Origin of the sequence: Geobacillus sp. G4 (genome assembly GCF_040327975.1) — a bacterium.
GTDB lineage: Bacteria > Bacillota > Bacilli > Bacillales > Anoxybacillaceae > Geobacillus > Geobacillus thermoleovorans.
In genome coordinates this window covers 124,724-144,067 of the sequence record NZ_JBEPJY010000007.1, presented here as the reverse complement: position 1 = coordinate 144,067, position 19,344 = coordinate 124,724, and the positions used below count along the sequence as shown (strand labels likewise).

18 protein-coding genes are annotated in these 19,344 nt (G+C 53.6%); 8 read left to right on the top strand and 10 right to left on the bottom strand.

Annotated elements, in window-relative coordinates; translation table 11 throughout:
• Positions 1-45 precede the first annotated feature (45 nt).
• The 5 genes from ABS784_RS10575 to ABS784_RS10555 all read right to left on the bottom strand — a co-directional run bounded on the left by ABS784_RS10575 (position 46) and on the right by ABS784_RS10555 (position 5,311).
• Entirely contained in the window at positions 46-867 is an 822-nt protein-coding gene (locus tag ABS784_RS10575) for a PhzF family phenazine biosynthesis protein (RefSeq protein WP_014194884.1), read from the bottom strand.
• Positions 864-1,505 (bottom strand): precorrin-2 dehydrogenase/sirohydrochlorin ferrochelatase family protein, encoded by a 642-nt coding sequence (locus ABS784_RS10570; protein ID WP_014194883.1) that lies wholly within the window; start codon positions 1,503-1,505, stop codon positions 864-866. Before ABS784_RS10570 ends, ABS784_RS10575 begins: the two co-directional genes overlap by 4 nt.
• A 228-nt stretch (positions 1,506-1,733) precedes the next feature.
• The gene (locus tag ABS784_RS10565; RefSeq protein ID WP_352512448.1) at positions 1,734-2,303 is read right to left on the bottom strand and encodes a hypothetical protein; all 570 of its coding nucleotides are present in this window, start codon (positions 2,301-2,303) and stop codon (positions 1,734-1,736) included.
• Between the two features lie 178 nt (positions 2,304-2,481).
• Positions 2,482-2,853, bottom strand: a complete 372-nt coding sequence (locus ABS784_RS10560) for a DnaJ family domain-containing protein (protein WP_020279491.1) — start codon at positions 2,851-2,853, stop codon at positions 2,482-2,484.
• A gap of 1 nt (position 2,854) precedes the next feature.
• A complete protein-coding gene (locus ABS784_RS10555; RefSeq protein WP_352512446.1) occupies positions 2,855-5,311 on the bottom strand; it encodes a putative bifunctional diguanylate cyclase/phosphodiesterase in 2,457 nt (818 codons plus the stop codon).
• Positions 5,312-5,655: 344 nt separating this feature from the next.
• On the opposite strand from ABS784_RS10555, the gene ABS784_RS10550 reads away from it, so the two are divergent.
• The gene (locus tag ABS784_RS10550) at positions 5,656-6,108 is read left to right on the top strand and encodes a C40 family peptidase (RefSeq protein ID WP_021321840.1); all 453 of its coding nucleotides are present in this window, start codon (positions 5,656-5,658) and stop codon (positions 6,106-6,108) included.
• Positions 6,109-6,416: 308 nt separating this feature from the next.
• Positions 6,417-7,424 (top strand): rod-share determining protein MreBH, encoded by a 1,008-nt coding sequence (gene mreBH, locus ABS784_RS10545; RefSeq protein ID WP_352512444.1) that lies wholly within the window; start codon positions 6,417-6,419, stop codon positions 7,422-7,424.
• A gap of 294 nt (positions 7,425-7,718) precedes the next feature.
• Here the strand turns inward: mreBH and ABS784_RS10540 are convergent, their stop codons facing one another.
• Positions 7,719-9,392 carry an L-lactate permease gene (locus ABS784_RS10540; RefSeq protein ID WP_352512442.1) on the bottom strand — a complete coding sequence of 558 codons (1,674 nt, stop codon included), beginning with the start codon at positions 9,390-9,392 and terminating at the stop codon, positions 7,719-7,721.
• A 461-nt stretch (positions 9,393-9,853) separates the two neighbouring features.
• On the opposite strand from ABS784_RS10540, the gene ABS784_RS10535 reads away from it, so the two are divergent.
• The 4 genes from ABS784_RS10535 to ABS784_RS10520 all read left to right on the top strand — a co-directional run bounded on the left by ABS784_RS10535 (position 9,854) and on the right by ABS784_RS10520 (position 13,581).
• The gene (locus ABS784_RS10535) at positions 9,854-10,579 is read left to right on the top strand and encodes a FadR/GntR family transcriptional regulator (RefSeq protein ID WP_047757535.1); all 726 of its coding nucleotides are present in this window, start codon (positions 9,854-9,856) and stop codon (positions 10,577-10,579) included.
• Positions 10,580-10,696: 117 nt separating this feature from the next.
• On the top strand, positions 10,697-11,416 hold the full coding sequence (locus ABS784_RS10530; protein ID WP_047757534.1) for a (Fe-S)-binding protein: 720 nt from the start codon (positions 10,697-10,699) through the stop codon (positions 11,414-11,416).
• A 15-nt stretch (positions 11,417-11,431) separates the two neighbouring features.
• Positions 11,432-12,862, top strand: coding sequence for a LutB/LldF family L-lactate oxidation iron-sulfur protein (locus ABS784_RS10525; protein WP_069304002.1), 1,431 nt, complete (start codon positions 11,432-11,434; stop codon positions 12,860-12,862).
• A complete protein-coding gene (locus tag ABS784_RS10520; RefSeq protein WP_352512440.1) occupies positions 12,859-13,581 on the top strand; it encodes a LutC/YkgG family protein in 723 nt (240 codons plus the stop codon). Before ABS784_RS10525 ends, ABS784_RS10520 begins: the two co-directional genes overlap by 4 nt.
• Before the next feature lie 105 nt (positions 13,582-13,686).
• Here ABS784_RS10520 and ABS784_RS10515 read toward each other — a convergent pair whose 3' ends face one another.
• From ABS784_RS10515 to hutP, 4 genes are all read right to left on the bottom strand, one after another.
• On the bottom strand, positions 13,687-14,619 hold the full coding sequence (locus ABS784_RS10515) for a D-2-hydroxyacid dehydrogenase (RefSeq protein ID WP_352512438.1): 933 nt from the start codon (positions 14,617-14,619) through the stop codon (positions 13,687-13,689).
• 23 nt (positions 14,620-14,642) lie between these two features.
• Positions 14,643-15,371, bottom strand: a complete 729-nt coding sequence (locus ABS784_RS10510) for a TerC family protein (protein WP_185968142.1) — start codon at positions 15,369-15,371, stop codon at positions 14,643-14,645.
• A gap of 343 nt (positions 15,372-15,714) precedes the next feature.
• Positions 15,715-17,229 carry a histidine ammonia-lyase gene (hutH, locus tag ABS784_RS10505; protein ID WP_352512436.1) on the bottom strand — a complete coding sequence of 505 codons (1,515 nt, stop codon included), beginning with the start codon at positions 17,227-17,229 and terminating at the stop codon, positions 15,715-15,717.
• Between the two features lie 119 nt (positions 17,230-17,348).
• Positions 17,349-17,795, bottom strand: coding sequence for a histidine utilization transcription antiterminator HutP (gene hutP, locus ABS784_RS10500; protein ID WP_014194867.1), 447 nt, complete (start codon positions 17,793-17,795; stop codon positions 17,349-17,351).
• Positions 17,796-18,068: 273 nt separating this feature from the next.
• Here hutP and ABS784_RS10495 point away from each other — a divergent pair, with 273 nt between their 5' ends.
• Both ABS784_RS10495 and ABS784_RS10490 read left to right on the top strand, forming a co-directional pair.
• Positions 18,069-18,914, top strand: coding sequence for an SPFH domain-containing protein (locus ABS784_RS10495; RefSeq protein ID WP_047757530.1), 846 nt, complete (start codon positions 18,069-18,071; stop codon positions 18,912-18,914).
• A gap of 15 nt (positions 18,915-18,929) precedes the next feature.
• The gene (locus ABS784_RS10490; protein ID WP_352512433.1) at positions 18,930-19,109 is read left to right on the top strand and encodes a type II toxin-antitoxin system antitoxin; all 180 of its coding nucleotides are present in this window, start codon (positions 18,930-18,932) and stop codon (positions 19,107-19,109) included.
• Positions 19,110-19,344 lie beyond the last annotated feature (235 nt).

Below are 19,344 nucleotides of genomic sequence, written 5' to 3'. Positions count from 1 at the left end.
CCGCCCAACCGGATCCGGAACAGGCATTGTTTCCGCTGGAATGTTTCAGATGGGTTGCAATCCGAAAGCGGCCTCGGCGGCCAGATCCCCTTTCAGCACGGTGACGGCTTTTCCTTCGAGCTGAACCCTCTCGCCTGCCACCATCACCCGCACAATGCCGCCGCGGGCTGAAGCTTGGTAGCCGACTAACGTCGTTTTCCCAAGCTTGTCCGCCCAATACGGCCCGAGGCAACAGTGGGCGGAGCCGGTAACCGGGTCTTCCGGCACACCGAGAGCTGGAAAAAAGGACCGCGATACAAAATCCACTTCTTCTGCCGCTGAACGGCTTGTCACAATGATGCCGCGCGCATCTACTTCTTGAAGCAGGCGGAAATCCGGGGTCAGTCTGCGCACCTCCTGTTCTGAGCCGATTTCCACCAAATAATCGAACCGGTTGCGCCCGATAAACAGCGGTTCAGCTGGCAAGGCACCAACAAGCGCAGCAGGAGGCGACTCAACCCGCACTGGCGTTTCGTTCGGAAAATCGAGCCGAATCCAACCATCGTTGTTTATAGCCGTCAATACTCCGCTGTTCGTGAAAAAGGCAATCGCTTCATCTCGGCGGTGTTCCCCGCGCTCCCACAGCACATGGGCACTCGCCAAAGTTGCATGGCCGCACAAATCAACCTCTGCTTTAGGGGTAAACCAGCGCAGACGATAGCCGCCCTCATGTGGAACTAAAAAGGCCGTCTCAGACAAATTCATTTCTGCGGCAACACGCTGCATCCACTCATCCCCAACCGGCTGCGGCAACAAGCAGACGGCCGCCGGGTTGCCGGCAAACGGCCGGTCGGTGAACGCATCGACAATATACATCGGAATGTTCATTGCTCTTTCCCTCTTTCTCCGTTTCGTTCTTTTTCGTTCGCCAATAGCTGGGCCAACTCTTCATCCCATCGGCCGCGCTGCCGGAAGGAATCAGCAGCGAGCGCCTGAAACAGCCGCTTCCGTCCCTCAGCGTCCTCCACTTCGCGCAATACGATGCCGCGGGCCCGCTGCAAAAACTCAAGATACAGCCTGTACTCTTCGCCATACTTCTCCTCAAGCTCGCGGCGAATGCGGCGGGCAACCGCCGGACTTGCCCCTCCGGTCGACACGGCAATTGTGAGCGGACCGCGGCGGACAACAGCGGGAACGTGAAAATCACACCGCTCCGGATCATCCACGACATTTACGAGTTGACCGGGGGCTGCTGCTTGCGTCACCGCTTCATTCACCTTGCGATCATTCGTCGCGGCAATCACCAAAAAGGCCTCCGCCAAATCGTCTGGGTCAAACCGCTTTTTCTTCCAAACGATCATCCCCCCCGCGGCCAACGCTTGAAGCTCCGGCTCCGCTTCAGGCGCAATCATCACGATTTCCGCCCCTGCCTCTAACAATCCATGAATTTTCCTTGCCGCCACCTTCCCGCCGCCGACAACGACCGCCCGACGGCCGCGCAAATGAAGAATGACCGGGTATCCCATTGCCTCTTCCTCCCCGCCACGAAATCACTTTATGCTAAAATGCACGAATTCCCTCCGCCAACTTTTTGCGATGGGAACATTTGAACACCGCCGTCCCTTTCCTGTTCGTCCAAGCGGCGAAGGAATCGTGGATCAAACACCTGGCCATCCGCTCGGCGCGACGGAGGCGATGTTGAGATAAAAAAGAAGCCGTGCGTCACACGGCCTTTTTTTCATTATATCATCATATCATCCTTCTTTGACTTCCTGAAGCCATTTTGCCAACCGCTCGTTCTCCTTTTTCATATGATCGAGCCATTGCGGCAACAGTTTGGCCATCGCTTCCTTGTCGTTATTCTCCATCGCCTGTCTTGTTTGTTCATGAAGCATATGGAGCCGCTGTTTTTCTTCTTTCGTCATCCAGCGTTTCTTTTTATGTAACTGTTTCAGCTCTTGCTTGAACTGTTCTTTCGTGATTTTTTTGTCAGCAAGCTGGTCGATGAGTCGATCAAGCGCCGCTTCTCGTTCTTTTTTCATTTGCTTGCAATGTGCCTTGATCGCTCGTTTCACCTTTTCGTCATCCAACTGTTGGCGCAGCGTTTTCCGTTCCTCCAGCACTTTTTTCCATTCACCGATCTGCTCTGGCGTGTACGTTTGCACCATTTCCATCCACTTTTGCTCATCAAGCACCCTGTGCTTCCACATATGGCCGGCCGGCATATGGACATCAACGGCTTCGCCGCTCTGGCCAGCAGCAGCAACCGTCGACGGCATCGTCAGCACAAGGGCGGTGAAAAAAGCTAACCATACGTTTTTCACGATTTCATCACTCCTTTTTTTGTCTAGAGATGTTCTTGGCTATTTCTTCCACCAAGAGAATGCCCCCGTTCCCTCCTTTCTTTCATTCATCGTCCTCCCTTATTTTCCCCATTTTTTGGCCATTTTTGCATAAAAAATGGGAAGATTGGCTTTTCAGCGAATCTCCCCTTCTTGGCATTCAGCGAAATTTTTCCTCAATGCGCCGCCCGTAGTCGCGCAGCGCCTTCGAATTCGTCTGCCCCCGCTTTTTCATCAATTCGGCCAAACGAAGCTGTTTTTCCGTCCTCTTTTTCTCCAGCTCCCGTTTTTCCTCATCATCCTCGCAGCAACGAAGCAAGTCCTCGAGCGTCAAAAGCTCTTTGCGCAGCTCCGCTTCTTCCCTCACATAGCCGGCGTTTTTCAGCAACAAATACCCGAGCCGCAGCTCCTCTGGAATGCGGGAAAGGTCTTCAATCTCAAGAGGTTTGCCGAAGCCGGGCAAGTTGTCGAACTCGCCGTTTTTCATCGCTTCGCGAATTTTCTCCTCGGCGATGCGCCAAAATCCGCCCATGTTACGTCAGCTCCTGCGCCTGCCGCCTCACGCGCTGCCCGTTTAAGAACCGGACGAGCTCGTCATACGGAAGCGGCGGGGAAAAATAATAGCCTTGCGCCTCGTCGCACCGTTTTCCTTGCAAATAAGCCGCTTCGGTCTCCGTTTCGACCCCTTCAGCCAGCACCTTTACACCTATATTATGCCCGAGTCGGATGATCGCCGGCAAGATGACATCTTTTTTTCCTTGAATATGCTGAACGAACGAACGGTCGATCTTCAGCCGATCGATCGGCAAATCCATCAAGTAGCTGAGCGAACTGTAACCAGTGCCGAAATCATCCATGCTGATCGTCACACCAAGCCCCTTCAGTTTCGAGAGAATATCAAGCGCACGTTCTGTATCCATGGTCATCCGCTCCGTAATTTCCAGATCTAAATGGTGCGGCGGCAGCCCGGCGTCGGCGAGCAGGCGGGCGAGTTTATCCACAAATCGGCGGCTTTCAAATTCATATGGCGATAAGTTGATGGAAACGGACAAGTCAGGAAAACGATCAAGCAGTTGCTTCGTCTGCTCACAAGCCGTGCGGATGACCCATTCATTGATCGGGATGATCATGCCGGTCTGTTCGGCAACCGGGATAAACAATGACGGCGAAACCATCCCTTTTTCCGGATGGCGCCAGCGAATCAACGCCTCCATGCCGATCACTTGCCGGTCGTGAAGCCGAATTTGCGGCTGATAGTACAATTCAAATTCCTCATTTTCAAGCGCACGCCGCAAGTCGCGTTCCATCGCCATCTTTTCATTGAGACGAATCGCCATCGGCTCCGTGAAAAAGAGAAAATCGCTCGCCGCTTTTTTTCGCGCCTCGTAGCGGGCAATATCCGCCTTGCGAATCAACGTTTTTGCATCCTCCCCATCTTTTGGGTAGACGCTGATGCCGATGTTCACGGTCACATACAATTCCATCCCATTGACGACAATCGGTTCGTCCGCCGCCTCAATGAGCTGTTTCGCCATTTCTTCAGCCTTTTGATGTGTGCTGTTTGGCACCAATGCGATGAACTCATTCCCGCTCCAGCGCCCGACGATCATTCCTTGCTTTTCTTTCCATTCTTGCGCCAAATGGAGGAGCACTTCGTCCCCGACTGCGTAGCCATAAAAATCGTTGATCGTTTTCATCCCACTCACTTCTAAGAATATGACTGCCGCTTCATGGCGATGCTGTTTCGCCTCAACAAGGCAGCGCTCCACCGCTTTATACATCGCCTCCTTGTTCGGCAGCCCAGTCAGTTCATCATGATTGGCGATATAACGCATCCGCTCTTCGTTTTGTTTTTGTTCCGTCAAATCGCGGACGGCGGCCACCGTCACTTTTTCCCCCTCATAATCGTAGCGGCGCCGGACGATTTCCGCTGGAAATGCGGTGCCGTCTTTTCGGCGCAGCTCGATTTCAAAGCGCTCCGGTTCCTCATGCGGACGATTCAGTTTCATGGATCCATCAACGACTAACTCCCCGATCGGCAAATGAATCAGCTCGCTTTCTGAATAGCCAAGCAAACGGCACGCCGCTTCATTGACCTCAACGACTTTCCCATGCGCATAGACGATCAGCCCTTCCATCGTCATTTCCGCCAGCCGCCGCAGCCGATGCTCGTTGGATGCAAGCGTTTTTTGATAGACAGCCAACGCCTTCCGTTCCATTTGTTGATGCAAAGCGAGCAAATAGGCAACCGCCGTCGCCAAAAACATGGCCATCATCGTCCACATCGCCTGTTTCCGCCCTTGCTGCAAATGTTTCTCATACGTTTTGGCATCAAAATCGATGCCAATAACCGCATCCACTGTCCCGTCCGGTTGACGAATCGGCATAAACGCGCTGATGCTTCTTCCCCATTCATCTGTTGTCGGATGCTGTTCCATCGCAAACCGGCCGTGGAACGCCTCTTCGATCTCTGGAAAATGGCGGCGGTAAACCGTCCCAGGTGGAACAGCTTGTTCCTTTTCACCGTCAATGCGGCCGTTCCGATTGTAGTCCGTCGCTGGCGCTGCAACGAAATATAGCTCACCGCGTTCATTCTTTTTTAACGTATACACACTCAACACGCGGCCATAATGTTGCCAACGCTCCAGCACCGCCATCACCATGTGATACGCAGGCAAATGTTCCGCCCTTTCATCGAGCCGTTCGTGCCCCATGGCGGCCAAATCGCCGGCAATCATGCCGGCGATTTGCTTTGCGGCTTCCTCATATTCACGATGTTCTTGTTTTTCAGCATAATGGATATAGATCATTCCTGCCCCTAAAAAAAGCAGGGAAACGGTGGCAAACACAACAGTCAGTCTCGGCGCCGCCAGCCATGGCGCATCCCCCCAATGCCGTTTTGCCATCCAATGGCCGTATACATAGACACCGCCGACCGTCAAAAAAAGGCCAAAGATATACAAGATATATTCAAGTTGGTTCGACATCATCCATCACCGTCATCGATTCTTCGACGCTTTGCTTTCATTATAAGACGGCCATTCTTCGCGCTGCCTCCCTCCACCGTTCCTATTTGTTCGACAGCTTACGACATTCATCTGTCGGCCATAGGACTCGGGTATGAAACACCATTTCCACGCTTACGGCCATAAAGCCAGGTCGGCCGAAACGAAAATATCTATCTATTGGTATAAGCCTTTAGGACGAGGTGCTATATTTGTAACGGCGCTGTAACATTATTTAATCCAACTGTAAAAAACAAGTCTAGTTTCCTCTGCTATACTCTAGTTGAGATACGTCGAATCGGAAAAGATTTTGTCGGGGGTTAGGGGAAATGAAAAAATGGTATTCTCTCCTGTTCGTATCCATGATCGTTCTATTTTCCTCCTTCTTTGTAAGCACTTCCAATTCAGATGCAGCCGCCAACAAAGCACGGCTCATCATCGAAGCGAAAAAGCTGATCGGCACTCCTTACCGATATGGCGGGACGACGCCAAAAGGATTTGACTGCTCAGGATTTGTCTACTATACCCATAAAAAAGTTGGCGTCACCTTGCCTCGCACCTCTCGAGAAATGTACAAAAAAGGTACATACGTAAATAAGTCCCAATTACAGCCAGGGGATTTAGTGTTTTTCGACACTTCCAAACAGACGAAAGGCGTCTCCCACGTGGCTATTTACATCGGCAACAATCAAGTCATCCATGCCGTTTCCCGTGGCGTGAAAATCGACAGTTTAAACAGCAGCTACTGGAAAACGAAGTATATCGGAGCCAAACGGCTGTAACAGCTCCGTCGGAAAAGCTCTCTGTCATATTAAGTCCGCTTAATAGACAGGGGGTTTTTATTATGCAAAAAAAAGCGGCCCTCCAAAACCGGAGAGCCCAATGCTATATTTCATAGGGGATCGGGGGAATACTTGGAAAACGTTACGCTATTATTCATTTCCTCCCTTTTCGTTTTTTATACATGAGATCAAAAAATTTTTATGCACGGCGAATGATCCTAGCAGACATAAATGACCGATCTCTGCCGAATAGTATAGATGGCGATTGGTTGTTCGTTCCTTCGCTTCGGCCAAAGGAGGTGTTTCCGTTGTTCGCTTCTTCAGAGCTAGGCATCGATTTAGGCACAATGAACGTTCGGCTGTTCAGCCAAACAAAAGGGATTGTGTTTGACGAACCGGCTGCGGTCGCCTACAACCGCCATACAGGCAAGCTGATGGCGATCGGCCAACAAGCAAAGCAGATGATCGGCAAAGCCCCGGCCCACATCGAAGTCACCTACCCGTTGCAAAACGGCGTTATTGCCGATTTTGAGCGCGCCAAAATGCTGTTGCAGCAAGTATTCAAGCAAGTCGGTAACCCGCTCGGCCTCGCCTTCAAAAAGCCGAGCGTCGTGATGAGCGTTCCGTTTCACGCCACCTCGGTCGAACGCCGCTCGTTTTATGAAATCGCCCAACATTGCGGAGCGAAGCACATCCATTTTATTGAAGAGCCGGTCGCTGCCGCCATCGGCGCAGACTTGCCGGTCAGCGAGCCGGTCGCCAACGTCGTCGTTCATCTTGGAGCCGGCAAAACGGAAGCGGCGATCATCTCGTTGGGCGGCGTCGTCGCCTGCCGTTCGCTCCACATCGGCGGCAATCAGCTCGATGAAGATATCATTCAATATGTTCGCCAGCGCTACAATTTGCTAATCGGCGAACAGACAGCCGAGCAGGTCAAACTCGCGATCGGCAGCGCTCCGGGGATCGATGCTGATCAAACGGTGACGATTCACGGCCGCAACCTTGTCACCGGCTTTTTGAAAGCCATTTCCCTCGATCCTCTCGAAGTGCAAACGGCGATGAAAGAATCGCTCCTGCAAATTGCCGAAGCCATTCGCGCCGTCCTTGAAGAATGCCCGGCGGAATTGAGCGGGGATATCATTGACCACGGCGTGGTGCTCACCGGTGAAGGCGCCTTGCTTCACGGCATTGAGCAATGGCTTGGCGCCGAGCTGCACGTACCGGTGCATGTCGCTCCCAATCCGTCTGAAGCCGTTGCGATCGGAACTGGGAAAGCGCTGCGGGCAATGCCGAAACAGCTCAGCGCAGCACTTTAGCCTCTGCTGGGCGCCCGCTGGACATTTGGCACGCCTCGAATCAGCATCGCCGCGCCACCTTAAAAGACTAATGCAACATCCAAACGGTTGTTTTCCCCAAACAAGTCATAATGGAAAAGGTGTCCCGCTGCTTTCGGGACACCTTCTTTTTTGCTTCAAACAACCGACATTCGGCAAAAACGCCAGACTGCCGCGTTATGACGTTTTCCGAATTCGCTCTTCCTCCTTTGCCGCCTGTGCTCCTTCGACCGCTTCGATCAACAAATCGACAATACTCGTCCCCCTTTGTGGCCGTTATGGAATCATCCACGACAATACCGTCGATTGCAAGTAAACGAGAACGCCAATCAAGATGATTAAGAACACGCTATGTTTGATCGTGAAGCGGAACAAGTCGGATTCTTTGCCGGTCAAACCGACGGCCGCACAGGCGACAGCGATCGATTGCGGCGAAATCATTTTCCCGACGACGCCGCCTGATGAGTTGGCCGCCAACGCCAGCACCGGATCCATGCCAATCGATGTCGCCGTCACTTTTTGCAGGTTGCCGAACAACAAGTTCGACGACGTGTCGGAACCGGTGATAAACACGCCGAGCCATCCTAAAATCGGCGAGAAGAACGGGAACAACGGGCCTGTTTTGGCCAACGCCATTCCAAGCGTCGTGCTCATGCCTGACGAGTTGGCGATATAGGCAAAGCCGACAACCGAAGCGATCGTGATGATCGGGAATTTCAATTCGTTAAGCGTTTCCACAAACGTACGCGCCCAATCTTTCCACGAGATGCCGATGATGAACTTTGTGACGACCGCCGCCAGCAAAATCGCCGTCCCAGCCGCGCCGAGCAGCTCAAGCTTATACACCGCAGCGATCGGCTGGCCACTTGGGTTCAAAATTTGGTTGTTGAGCCCCGGCACAGGCGGCATAAACGTCAAGTGGACGCCGATAGCGTTGACCAACTTCAACAAGCCGTTTGTCCCTTCATAATGGCCGGTGAGCGCCGCCTTCACTTGCGGGATGCCCCACAGCGAGATCAAAGCCGTCAGCACGAGAAACGGCGACCAAGCGCGGAATACTTCCCCGCCGCGTTGCGTCGCGCGAGCAACTTGCCCAGCGGCCGCCACTTCCGACTCCGTTGCAAAGCGGAATGTGCTTTTCGGCTTCCAATATTTCAAAAAGACAGCCAACGCGACGATCGAAACGAGCGAGGACAAAATGTCCGGCAGCTCCGGTCCTAAAAAGTTCGAGGTGAAATATTGCGTCAGCGCAAACGAAACACCGGAAACGATAATGGCCGGCAACACTTCCATCGTCTTTTTCCACCCGGCCATAATGAGCACGAGATAGAACGGGATGAACACTGATAAAAACGGCAACTGCCGCCCAACCATTTTTGAGATTTCCATCGCCGGCACGCCAGTCGGTCCTTCCATCGAAATGATTGGAATCCCGACCGCCCCGAATGCCACTGGCGCTGTGTTGGCGATCAAGCAAATGCCCGCGGCATACAGCGGGTTGAACCCCAACCCCGCAAGAAGCGCCGCTGAAATCGCCACTGGCGCGCCAAACCCAGCTGCCCCTTCCAAAAAGGCGCCAAACGAAAAGGCAATCAGCAACGCTTGCAGCCGGCGGTCTTCGGTGAGCGAGACAACCGAATTGCGGATAATGTCAAAGTGGCCTGTTTTCACCGTCAGCTTGTATAAAAAGACAGAGGTGATGATGATCCAGCCGATCGGCAACAATCCGTACACCGCGCCTTGCGTCACTGACATAACCGCTTTTCCAGCCGGCATTCTGTAAGCGATTATAGCCAACACAACAGCAAGCAGCAACGTCGTCAGCCCCGCAACATGCCCTTTCATCCGCTTGACGGCCAACGCCCAAAAGAAATATAAAATCGGAATGAGTGCGACAATCGCCGATAACCAAAGCTGGTCGGCGATTGGTGTAAAATCTTGCTTCCACATGCGGTTTTCTCCTCCCCTTTGTGCCCGACTTGGCGGCGTTCACGAACGGTCATCCGTCCCCTTGATCGTCTCCTCCAGTCATCAGATGACCGGATAAGAACGCCGTCTGTCTCAAATTATAAAAGCGTTTTCAGCAAAAGACAATAGTTGTTTTTGTATTTTTTTGAACTTTCCATCCATTGTGTTTCCCCACGCCGATGTTGACAGAGAACGGGATGACCATCCTGCTTGTCGGTACGGTCGAAGTTTCTTGACGATGTTGACTACGACCCATCCCGTCCCTTTCACACTTCGCCATGCGCGATGGAATCACGTTGGCTTCCCCAAACCGCTGACGCCCTCGGCCGCAAGCAACAAAAAGCGCTTGTCTCGATCCATGATGCTGTATCATAATAGACAGTGCAGGAGATTTCCTTCTTCACAACCGGAAAGCTACTTTAATCGTATTTGAGGTGGATCCATTGGCGTTTAAACGGATTAAAACAAAAAAAATTTACGAAGAAGTGGCCGAAGCCATTTTTGATATGATTAAAAACGGAGAGCTAAAACCTGGTGATAAACTCGATTCCGTTCAGCAGCTGGCCGAACAGTTTCAAGTCGGACGGGCCGCCATTCGCGAAGCGCTCACTGCGTTGAAAGCGATGGGGCTGATCGAGCTCAAACAAGGAGAAGGAACGTATGTGCGCGAGTTTGACCCGACAGTGATGACGTTTCCGCTATCCATTGCTGTCTTGATGAACAAGGAAGATATTTGGCATTTGCTTGAAGTGCGCAAGCTGCTTGAGGCAGGCGCCGCCTCGCTCGCTGCCGCCAAGCGGACAGACCGAGACCTCGATGCGATGACAGAAGCGCTTCGCCAAATGAAAGAAGGGATCGGCAGCGATGAGCTTGGCGAAAAAGCGGATTTGGCCTTCCATATGGCGATTGCGGCGGCGTCGCAAAATCCGATGCTTGTAAGCATTATGAACAGCGTTTCCGGCATGATCGTCGAAACGATGCGGGAGACGCGCCGCATATGGCTGTTTTCGAAACAAACGACAACCGAAAAGCTGCTTGCCGAACACCAAGCTATTTTTGAAGCCATTCGCGACCAAAATCCGGACGCCGCCCGGGCGCGCATGTTGGAACATTTGACCAATGTCGAAAACGTGCTGCGCCGCTACATTCGCACTCAACAACCTGACTGAGTGCGTTTTTTTCTTTTTTTCAAAAAAGGGCTACGAATCTGAAAAAAACATTTTATAATAGACATATAGTCATCAGATGACCCGTTCATTAAGCTCGGTACAAGGGAGGGAGAACCGATGAAAGTCTCGTTATTCATCACCTGCCTCATCGATCTCTTTTATACGGAGGTCGGCAAAGCGACCGTCGAACTGCTCGAACGGCTCGGTTGCAAGGTTGATTTTCCAGAGGCGCAAACGTGCTGCGGACAGCCGGCGTATAACAGCGGTTATGTCAAAGAGGCGAAAGAGGCAATGAAACAGATGATGCGCGCGTTCGCCGATGCCGACTATGTCGTCACCCCATCCGGCTCATGCGCGGCGATGTTAAAGGAATATCCGCACATTTTCCACGGCGACCCGGAATGGGAAGCGGAGGCGAAACGGCTCGCAGCGAAAACGTACGAGCTGACGCAATTTCTCGTTGACGTCCTGAAAGTCGAAGATGTCGGCGCCTCGTTTCACGGGCGGGCGACGTACCATACGTCTTGCCATATGACCCGCCTTCTTGGCGTGAAAGACGCACCGCTCCGGCTGTTGGAACATGTCAAAGGGCTTGAGCTCGTTCCGCTGCCGAACGCCCACCAGTGCTGCGGATTTGGCGGCACATTTTCTGTCAAAATGGGGCCGATTTCCGAACAAATGGTCGATGAAAAGATCGGGCATATCGAAGAAGTGGAAGCAGACTATTTAATCGGCGCCGATTGCGGCTGTTTACTAAACATCGGCGGGCGCATCGAACGGCTCGGCAAGCCGATCCGCGTCATGCATATTGCCGAAGTGTTGAATGCGCGCAACTAAAGGAGGGAAGCGAACATGCCGATGAAAATCGAAAACGGGCCGTTTTGGAAACGGGTCCGAGAAAACTTGGACAACGACTTTATGCGCGGAGCGGTCGCCGGCATGCAAGACCGCGGCTATGTGCGGCGGCTTGGCGTCATCAAAGAGCTCGGCCATTGGGAGGAGTGGCGCTCGCTCGCCGAACAAATCCGAAAGCATACGCTCGAAAACTTGGACTATTATTTAATGCAGCTTAGTGAAAACGTTGCCAAACGGGGCGGCCACGTCTTTTTCGCCCGGACGGCCGAAGAGGCGAACGACTACATCCGCCGCATCGCTTTGGAAAAACAAGCGAAAAAAATCGTTAAATCGAAATCAATGGTCACGGAAGAAATCAACTTAAACCCGGTGCTGGAATCCATCGGCTGTGACGTTGTCGAAACGGACCTTGGCGAATACATTTTGCAAATTGACGACCATGACCCGCCGTCGCATATCGTCGGCCCAGCGCTCCATAAAAACAAAGAGCAAATTCGCGACGTCTTCCACCGCAAGCTTGGCTATGATAAATCGTCGGATCCCGTTGAACTCGCGCGCCATGCCCGCGCAATGCTGCGGCGCGACTATTTGACAGCCGACATCGGCATTACCGGCTGCAACTTCGCCATCGCCGAATCGGGCTCGATTACGCTCGTTACGAACGAAGGCAACGCCGACTTGGTGACAGCGCTGCCGAAAACGCAAATTACGGTCATGGGAATGGAGCGGATCGTTCCGACGTTTGAGGAGATGGAAGTTCTCGTCAGCATGTTGACGCGCAGCGCCGTCGGACAAAAATTGACGAGCTACATCACCGTCCTCACCGGCCCGCGCGACGAAGGCGACGCTGACGGTCCGGAAGAGTTCCATCTCGTCATCGTCGACAACGGGCGTTCGTCGATTTTAGGCACGGAGTTTCAACCGGTGCTGCAATGCATCCGCTGCGCGGCCTGCGTCAACGTCTGCCCGGTATACCGCCACATCGGCGGCCATTCGTACGGCTCGATTTACTCCGGCCCAATCGGAGCGGTCTTGTCGCCGCTGTTGGGCGGTTACGACGACTACAAGGAGCTTCCGTACGCGTCCTCCCTTTGCGCCGCCTGTACGGAAGCGTGCCCGGTGAAAATTCCGCTTCATGAGCTGCTTATCAAACATCGCCAAATCATCGTGGAGCGCGAAGGAAAAGCGCCGGCCGCAGAAAAATTGGCGATGAAGGCGTTTCGTCTCGGGACCGCCTCACCGTCATTGTACCGCTTCGGTACGAAGTTGGCACCAAGCGCCTTCGCCCCGTTTGCCGAAGACGGGCGCATCACAAAAGGCCCCGGCCCGCTCAAAGCGTGGACGGAAAGCCGCGAATTTCCGGCGCCAAGCAAAGAGCGGTTCCGCGATTGGTTTCGCAATCGCCAAAAAGGAGGGAATCCGTCATGACGCGTGGTGCTATTCACAACCGTGACGCGTTTTTAGAACACATCGCCCATCGCCTCGGGAGAGCTCCCCGCCTGTCCGGCGTCTCCCGGCCGCAATGGAGCGATCAGCCGCAATGGAAAGTCTTGGCTGGCTATAGCCAAGACGACTTGTTGGCAGTGCTTCGCGAACAATGTAAACTGATTCACACTGATTACATTGAGACGACAAACGCCGGACTTGCTGGGGTGCTCAAGCAACAAGTCACGGCTTATGGCGGCGGCCCGGTCATCGTGCCGGATGACCCGCGCTTTGCCGAATATGGGCTGTCCGCCTTGCTCGGCGACGAATGGCCCGCAGAACAAACGACCGTCCATATTTGGAATCCGGCGCTTGGACGCCAAAACATTGACGCCGCCGAACAGGCCAACGTCGGCATCGCGTTCAGTGACATCACCCTCGCCGAGTCAGGGACAGTCGTTTTGTTTTCGCGCAATGAACAAGGGCGGGCCATTCACTTTTTGCCGAAGACGTATATCGCCATCGTTCCGAAAAGCACCGTTGTGCCTCGCATGACGCAAGCGGCGGCCATCATTCACGAGCAAATTGAAAAAGGCGTCCTCATTCCGTCATGCATCAACTTCATCACCGGCCCGAGCAACTCGGCCGACATTGAAATGAACTTGGTCGTCGGCGTCCACGGCCCGATGAAAGCGGCGTATATCATTGTCACCGACCGGTGAGCATGAGAAGACGGTGTCCATCATGGAAGGGCACCGTCTTCTTTTTCCCCAAAAAAACGCCCCGAAAGCGGACGCTCAGTAAACGCTTTTGGGGCAGCTTTTTGATCAATATTGCCGGCTGACATCGACCGCATTGGCAAGCGGCGCTCCTGTTTCGATGCGGCGGAGCGTGTCTAAAACGCTATGGGCGGCGGCATCCGCTGATGTCAGCGCCGCGATATGAGGGGTAATGATGACATTCGGATGAACCCAAAGCGGCGAGTGCGGCGGCAGCGGCTCTTCTTCGAACACATCGAGCACCGCCAGGCGGACATTTCGGTTTTCCAAGGCGCCGATAAGCGCCGTCTCATCAACCGTCGCCCCACGCCCAACATTGATAAAGCCCGCGTTGTGCAAACAGGCAAAAAACGTCTCGTCAAAGAGATGATGCGTTTCCTCTGTCAGCGGAAGCGCAGCGATCACCCAATCAGCGCAAGCAAGCGCTTCCCCCGCCTCTTCATGGCGGCAAACAGCCGAAAACGGCGGCGTGTCTCGGCCGCTTCGCGATACGCCGATCGGCGAAACGCCGAACAGACGAAGCGTTTCCGCGATGCGCCGGCCGATCTCACCCGTCCCATAAATGACAATCCGCTGTTCACCAAGCCGTTTCGGAGCGAGCGGCTTCCACTGCCGCTGTTCTTGATACCATGCATACACGTCATGACATTGGGCGTCGCGCAATAAGTAGCTGAGGCAATATTCGGCGATCTGCTCGCCAAATGACCCGATCGTCCGCGTCAGCAACACGTTCTTCTTCCATTCCCGCTTCCACAAAAACGCGTCAACGCCCGCGCCGAGCGAATGCACCCAGCGCAAATTGGCGAGCGAAAACGGCCCGGCCGGACGAAAGCCGACGTACGCATCCGCCCAGGCGAAATCATTGGCCGTCAATTCTTCTTCCGCCACAAAGCGAAACGCTTTATCCGGCCGCTTGTCCGGGAGAAGGGCGGCAAGCTCGGCATAAAGCCTTCCCGTCACGAGAATGCGTTGGATGTTCATGGCATCACACCACCCCCAACCGCTCAAATCAACGTCCCTTCTTCACGCTCGGCCTTTTTATTCGTGATATAGCCAGCTGACACGACCAAAATCGTCACACCGGCGGCAACCGCGTAGACGAACGGGCCATAAGAAAGGTGAACCCAATGCAGCACCCCTTCATCCCCCGCCATCATCTTTCCGGCCGTCCACGCCAAAATGCCCGACCCAACGTACGCGATCCATCGATGTTGTTCCATCACCCGGACGATCGCTTTGGAGCCGAAAATCATAATCGGGATGCTGATGGCTACCCCGAGCGCCAGCATGCCAAGATGCCCTTCGGCCGCCCCGGCCACAGCAACAACGTTATCAAGGCTCATCACTGCATCGGCAATGATAATCGTCGCAATCGCCTTCAACAACCGGTCTGATGATTGTACGTTCGCTTCCTCTTCCCGTTCGACAAGCACTTTATAGGCGATCCATACAAGCAGCAATCCGCCAACGAAGTGAACGAACGGGATGTTCAGTAAAAAGACAATGATGGCTGCAAACAAGATGCGCAGCAACACCGCCCCCGCTGTTCCCCAAAAAATCGCTTTGTTTCGCTGGTCTTTCGGCAGCCGCCGCGTCGCCATCGCAATGACGACCGCATTATCCCCAGACAAAATGATATCAATCGCAATAATCTTCCATAACGCCAACAGCGCCGCGGCAGAAATTGTCAATGATATACCCACCCTTTCCCCTTTGTCTCTCTTCTTCATCATACTGCAAATTCGACTGGGGGACAACAATGGAATAGACTGTCAATGCTCTCGTCCTAACCAATTATGGGGAAGGCTCACTGCATCGTCCGAACTCCGTAGAAAAAGTTAGGGAAGCAAACCATCTTCACTGATGACTGCTTCCCTATCTCTAGCGGAAAAGGTCTATATAACTACCATTTTTTCAAACACCTATCCTTGAACGCTCTCACGCCTCTACGCCCACTATGCTTTGCCCTTCTTGAAAAAGCTGGTGATTCAAGGGGAAATGCTGTCCTCCAACAGTATTTCTCAAGTTAAAAAACCTTGCAACCCCACAACTTCCTGGCTCTTTCTCACTAGACTTCTAAGCTTTCGCTTCATCGCGGAGAAAGTGATGGTTTGCCCTTTCGCTCAACCACGCCGCCACCGCTTCAATGTCATCAGAAAAGACGCGGTCAGCTGTAATGGAGGAAACAATGCGGCGCGCCTTATGGTAAAACTGCCTCGTTGACGGGGCCATTCGCTCGATGCCGCGCGCTTCGACAGCCTGCAAAGCGCAAATGAGCTCAATCGCCAGCACTTTTCTTGCGTTTTGCACGATCATGTACGCATGGCGGGCGGCGGTCGTTCCCATGCTGACGTGATCCTCTTGGTTCGCTGAAGACGGAATCGAATCGACGCTGGCTGGGTGAGCGAGCGTCTTGTTTTCCGACACGAGCGAAGCGGCGACATATTGCATAATCATTGCCCCAGACTGCAAGCCGGGCTGTGGGCTTAAAAATGGCGGCAAGCCTTCGCTAAGCTGCGGATTGACAAGCCGTTCGATGCGGCGTTCGCTGATGTTGGCCAGCTCCGCCACCGCGATTTTCAACAAATCCATGGCGATCGCAACGGGTTGGCCATGAAAGTTGCCGCCAGAGAGCGCCGTCCCGTCCACAAAAATAAGCGGATTGTCCGTAGCAGCGTTCATTTCGATTTCAAGCGTTTCCTTCACATAACGAAGCGCCCTAAGCGACGCTCCGTGCACTTGCGGGAGGCAACGGATGGAGTACGCATCTTGCACGCGCCGCTCCCCTTGCCTTGTTGTGAGTTGGCTGCCAGCTAAATAGCGGCGCAGCCGTTCCGCCACCTCCACCTGCTCCTGAAACCCGCGGGCTGCGTGGATGCGGGCGTCAAACGCGTCCACAATGCCATAAAGCGCCTCAATCGTCAGCGCCGCGATCCATTCACTGTCATACGCCAGTTGTTCCGCCTCTAAGTAAGCAAGGGCTCCGACGGCCGTCATCACCTGCGTGCCGTTAATAAGCGCCAGCCCTTCTTTTTCCTGAAGGGAAAGCGGTGAAATCCCCGCTTGTGAAAGCGCTTGGGCGGCAGGCATCCGCCGCCCTTGGTACATCGCCTCTCCCTCGCCGGCAAACGCCAGCGCCAAATGGGCGAGCGGCGCTAAATCGCCGCTGGCGCCGAGGGAACCTTGCTGCGGCACGATCGGATGGATGCCGGTGTTCAAAAATGCGAGCAACTGCTCAATGACCGCCGGACGCACGCCGGAATACCCTTTCAACAACGCATTCGCCCGCAAAAGAAGCATCGCCCTCACGACATCTTCGGCAAATGGCTCGCCGACGGCACAAGCGTGCGAGCGAAGAAGATTGATTTGCAGCTGTTCAAGGTCGCTTCCTTCAATGCGCACATCGGCGAGTTTGCCAAAACCCGTATTCACGCCATAGATCGTCCGTCCATTGGAGATCGCTTGTTCCACTGCCGCGCGGCTTTTCTCGACAGCCCTCATGCTTTCCTCATCGGCCGCCACCCGCTCCCGTTCATAGACAACACGTCTTACCTCATCGATCGTCAATGTATGCCCGGTCAATACGATCATCATTCCATCTCCCTTCGTTTGGTTTCTCAATCGAACGCCTGGGCAAACAAAAAAGGAGGCGCCCTGCCATATGGCAGCGTTCGCCTCCTCATGACTTATTGCTCTAGGCACTTACCGTCTTATATATGATTGATTCCGAGCCCGGCCGCCTCGTGCTCGAGCCCGCGCACCGGAGCGCCGATCGTCCCGTACAACGCAACGGCGATCCATTCCCCTTCGTTCGGCTGTTCATATGGCATACCGCGCACCACGGCGAAACGAAGGCCAGCGGTTCTCAACAAATCTCCTAGCTCTACCTGCCCTCTCGTCACGCCATGCACTGCCTCTAAAATCGCATGGTATAAGGCGTGCATCTCACGGTACAAGCCACCGTCAACCACTCCATGCCGTTTCGCCGCCGTCTCAATTGCCGCGACGATTTTTTGCGGTTCCATCGCCCCGACCCGCCCTTGACAATAGCGCCAAGCGAGCGCCTCGAGCTGGCCGAGGGCCGCTTCTTCCTCTCCTTCGTCAAGCATCGCCAGCAAAAGCGCCAGCCGGCCGATGCGCGCTTGTCGTGTTTCCATTGCTTCTACACACCTATTGGTCTTTTTTTCTATTGTATGATGACAATGAATGCGATGTCAATTATGAATTTCCATTTTTTAGTACATTAAAACATTAACAGGCTGAACGATCGCCCTTTATGCTTCTGGATGGAAAATAGTTAGAAACATCTGCCTCGTGGCGAGCTATGGGCGAATCCCTCTTCTCGTCTTAACATGATCAATCCCTGTTTCCATTTTTTTGATTATATGATATCATATAAATATCAAATCGACACTATTAGGGGGATAGGTATGAGAGAACAAAAAGCATGGCGCATGGATGGATTTATCGGCATCGGATGCATCGCCCTTTTCGTTATGGCTGGTTTTGTCAGCCTCATTCAAGTGCAGCTCTTATTGGCCGTTTTCTGCTTCGCCCTTGCCGCCCTCTTGGCGACCGGCATCACGATCGTCCAGCCGAATCAAGCGAAAGTGCTCACCTTTTTCGGCCGCTATTTCGGCACGATTCGCGACAGCGGGCTGTTTTTCACCGTGCCGCTCACCGTTCGAAAGAAAGTATCGCTGCGCGTGCGCAACTTCACGAGCAACAAGTTGAAAGTGAACGATGTTCAAGGCAATCCGATTGAAATTGCCGCCGTCGTCGTTTTCCGCGTCATTGATTCAGCCAAGGCTGTGTTCGATGTTGATGATTACGAACAATTCGTCGAGATTCAAAGCGAAGCCGCCATTCGCCATGTCGCGACAAAATATCCGTACGACACGTTTGAAGACGACAACGAGATTACGTTGCGCGGCAACGCCGATATTATTTCCGATGTTCTCGCCGCTGAGCTGCAGGAGCGATTGCGTGTCGCCGGAGTCGAGGTGATGGAAGCGCGCCTCACTCACTTGGCGTACTCCCCGGAAATTGCGAGCGCCATGTTGCAGCGTCAACAAGCAGCCGCCATTTTGGCCGCCCGGAAAAAAATCGTCGAAGGCGCTGTCTCGATGGCGCAAATGGCGATTGAACAACTTGACAAAGAAAACATTTTAGAGTTAGATGATGAACGAAAAGCCGCAATGGTGAACAACTTAATGGTCGCGATCGTCTCCGAGCGCGCCACCCAGCCGGTGATCAATACCGGCAGTCTATATTAACGGTTGTGGAGTGCGATGGCAAAGAAAAAACAATTTCCCCTGCGCATTGACCATGAATTATATGCCGCGCTCGAACAATGGGCGCAGGACGAGTTTCGCAGCGTCAACGCCCAGATCGAGTTTTTGCTGCGGGAAGCCGCCAAGCGGGCCGGACGGCTCGGAAAAGGAAAAACAGATCAAAAACAAGGAGGCTAGCCGATGACGGCTGGCTTCTTTCCTTTTTCAGTCATGGTCATTTGTTACAGAAATATAATGATAGCAGAGCCTTTTTTAAAAAGAGGGACGAACCGATGCCGCATCCGCTGCCGCCGCTTACGGCCATTGCGAAAGTTGATGCATCATCCCACCGCGCTTTCAACAGCTCGGCCGCCTTTAGGCGTAACGGGCAGTGTTAAAGTTCTATAGAAAACGCCACTGTGCATCGCAGAGA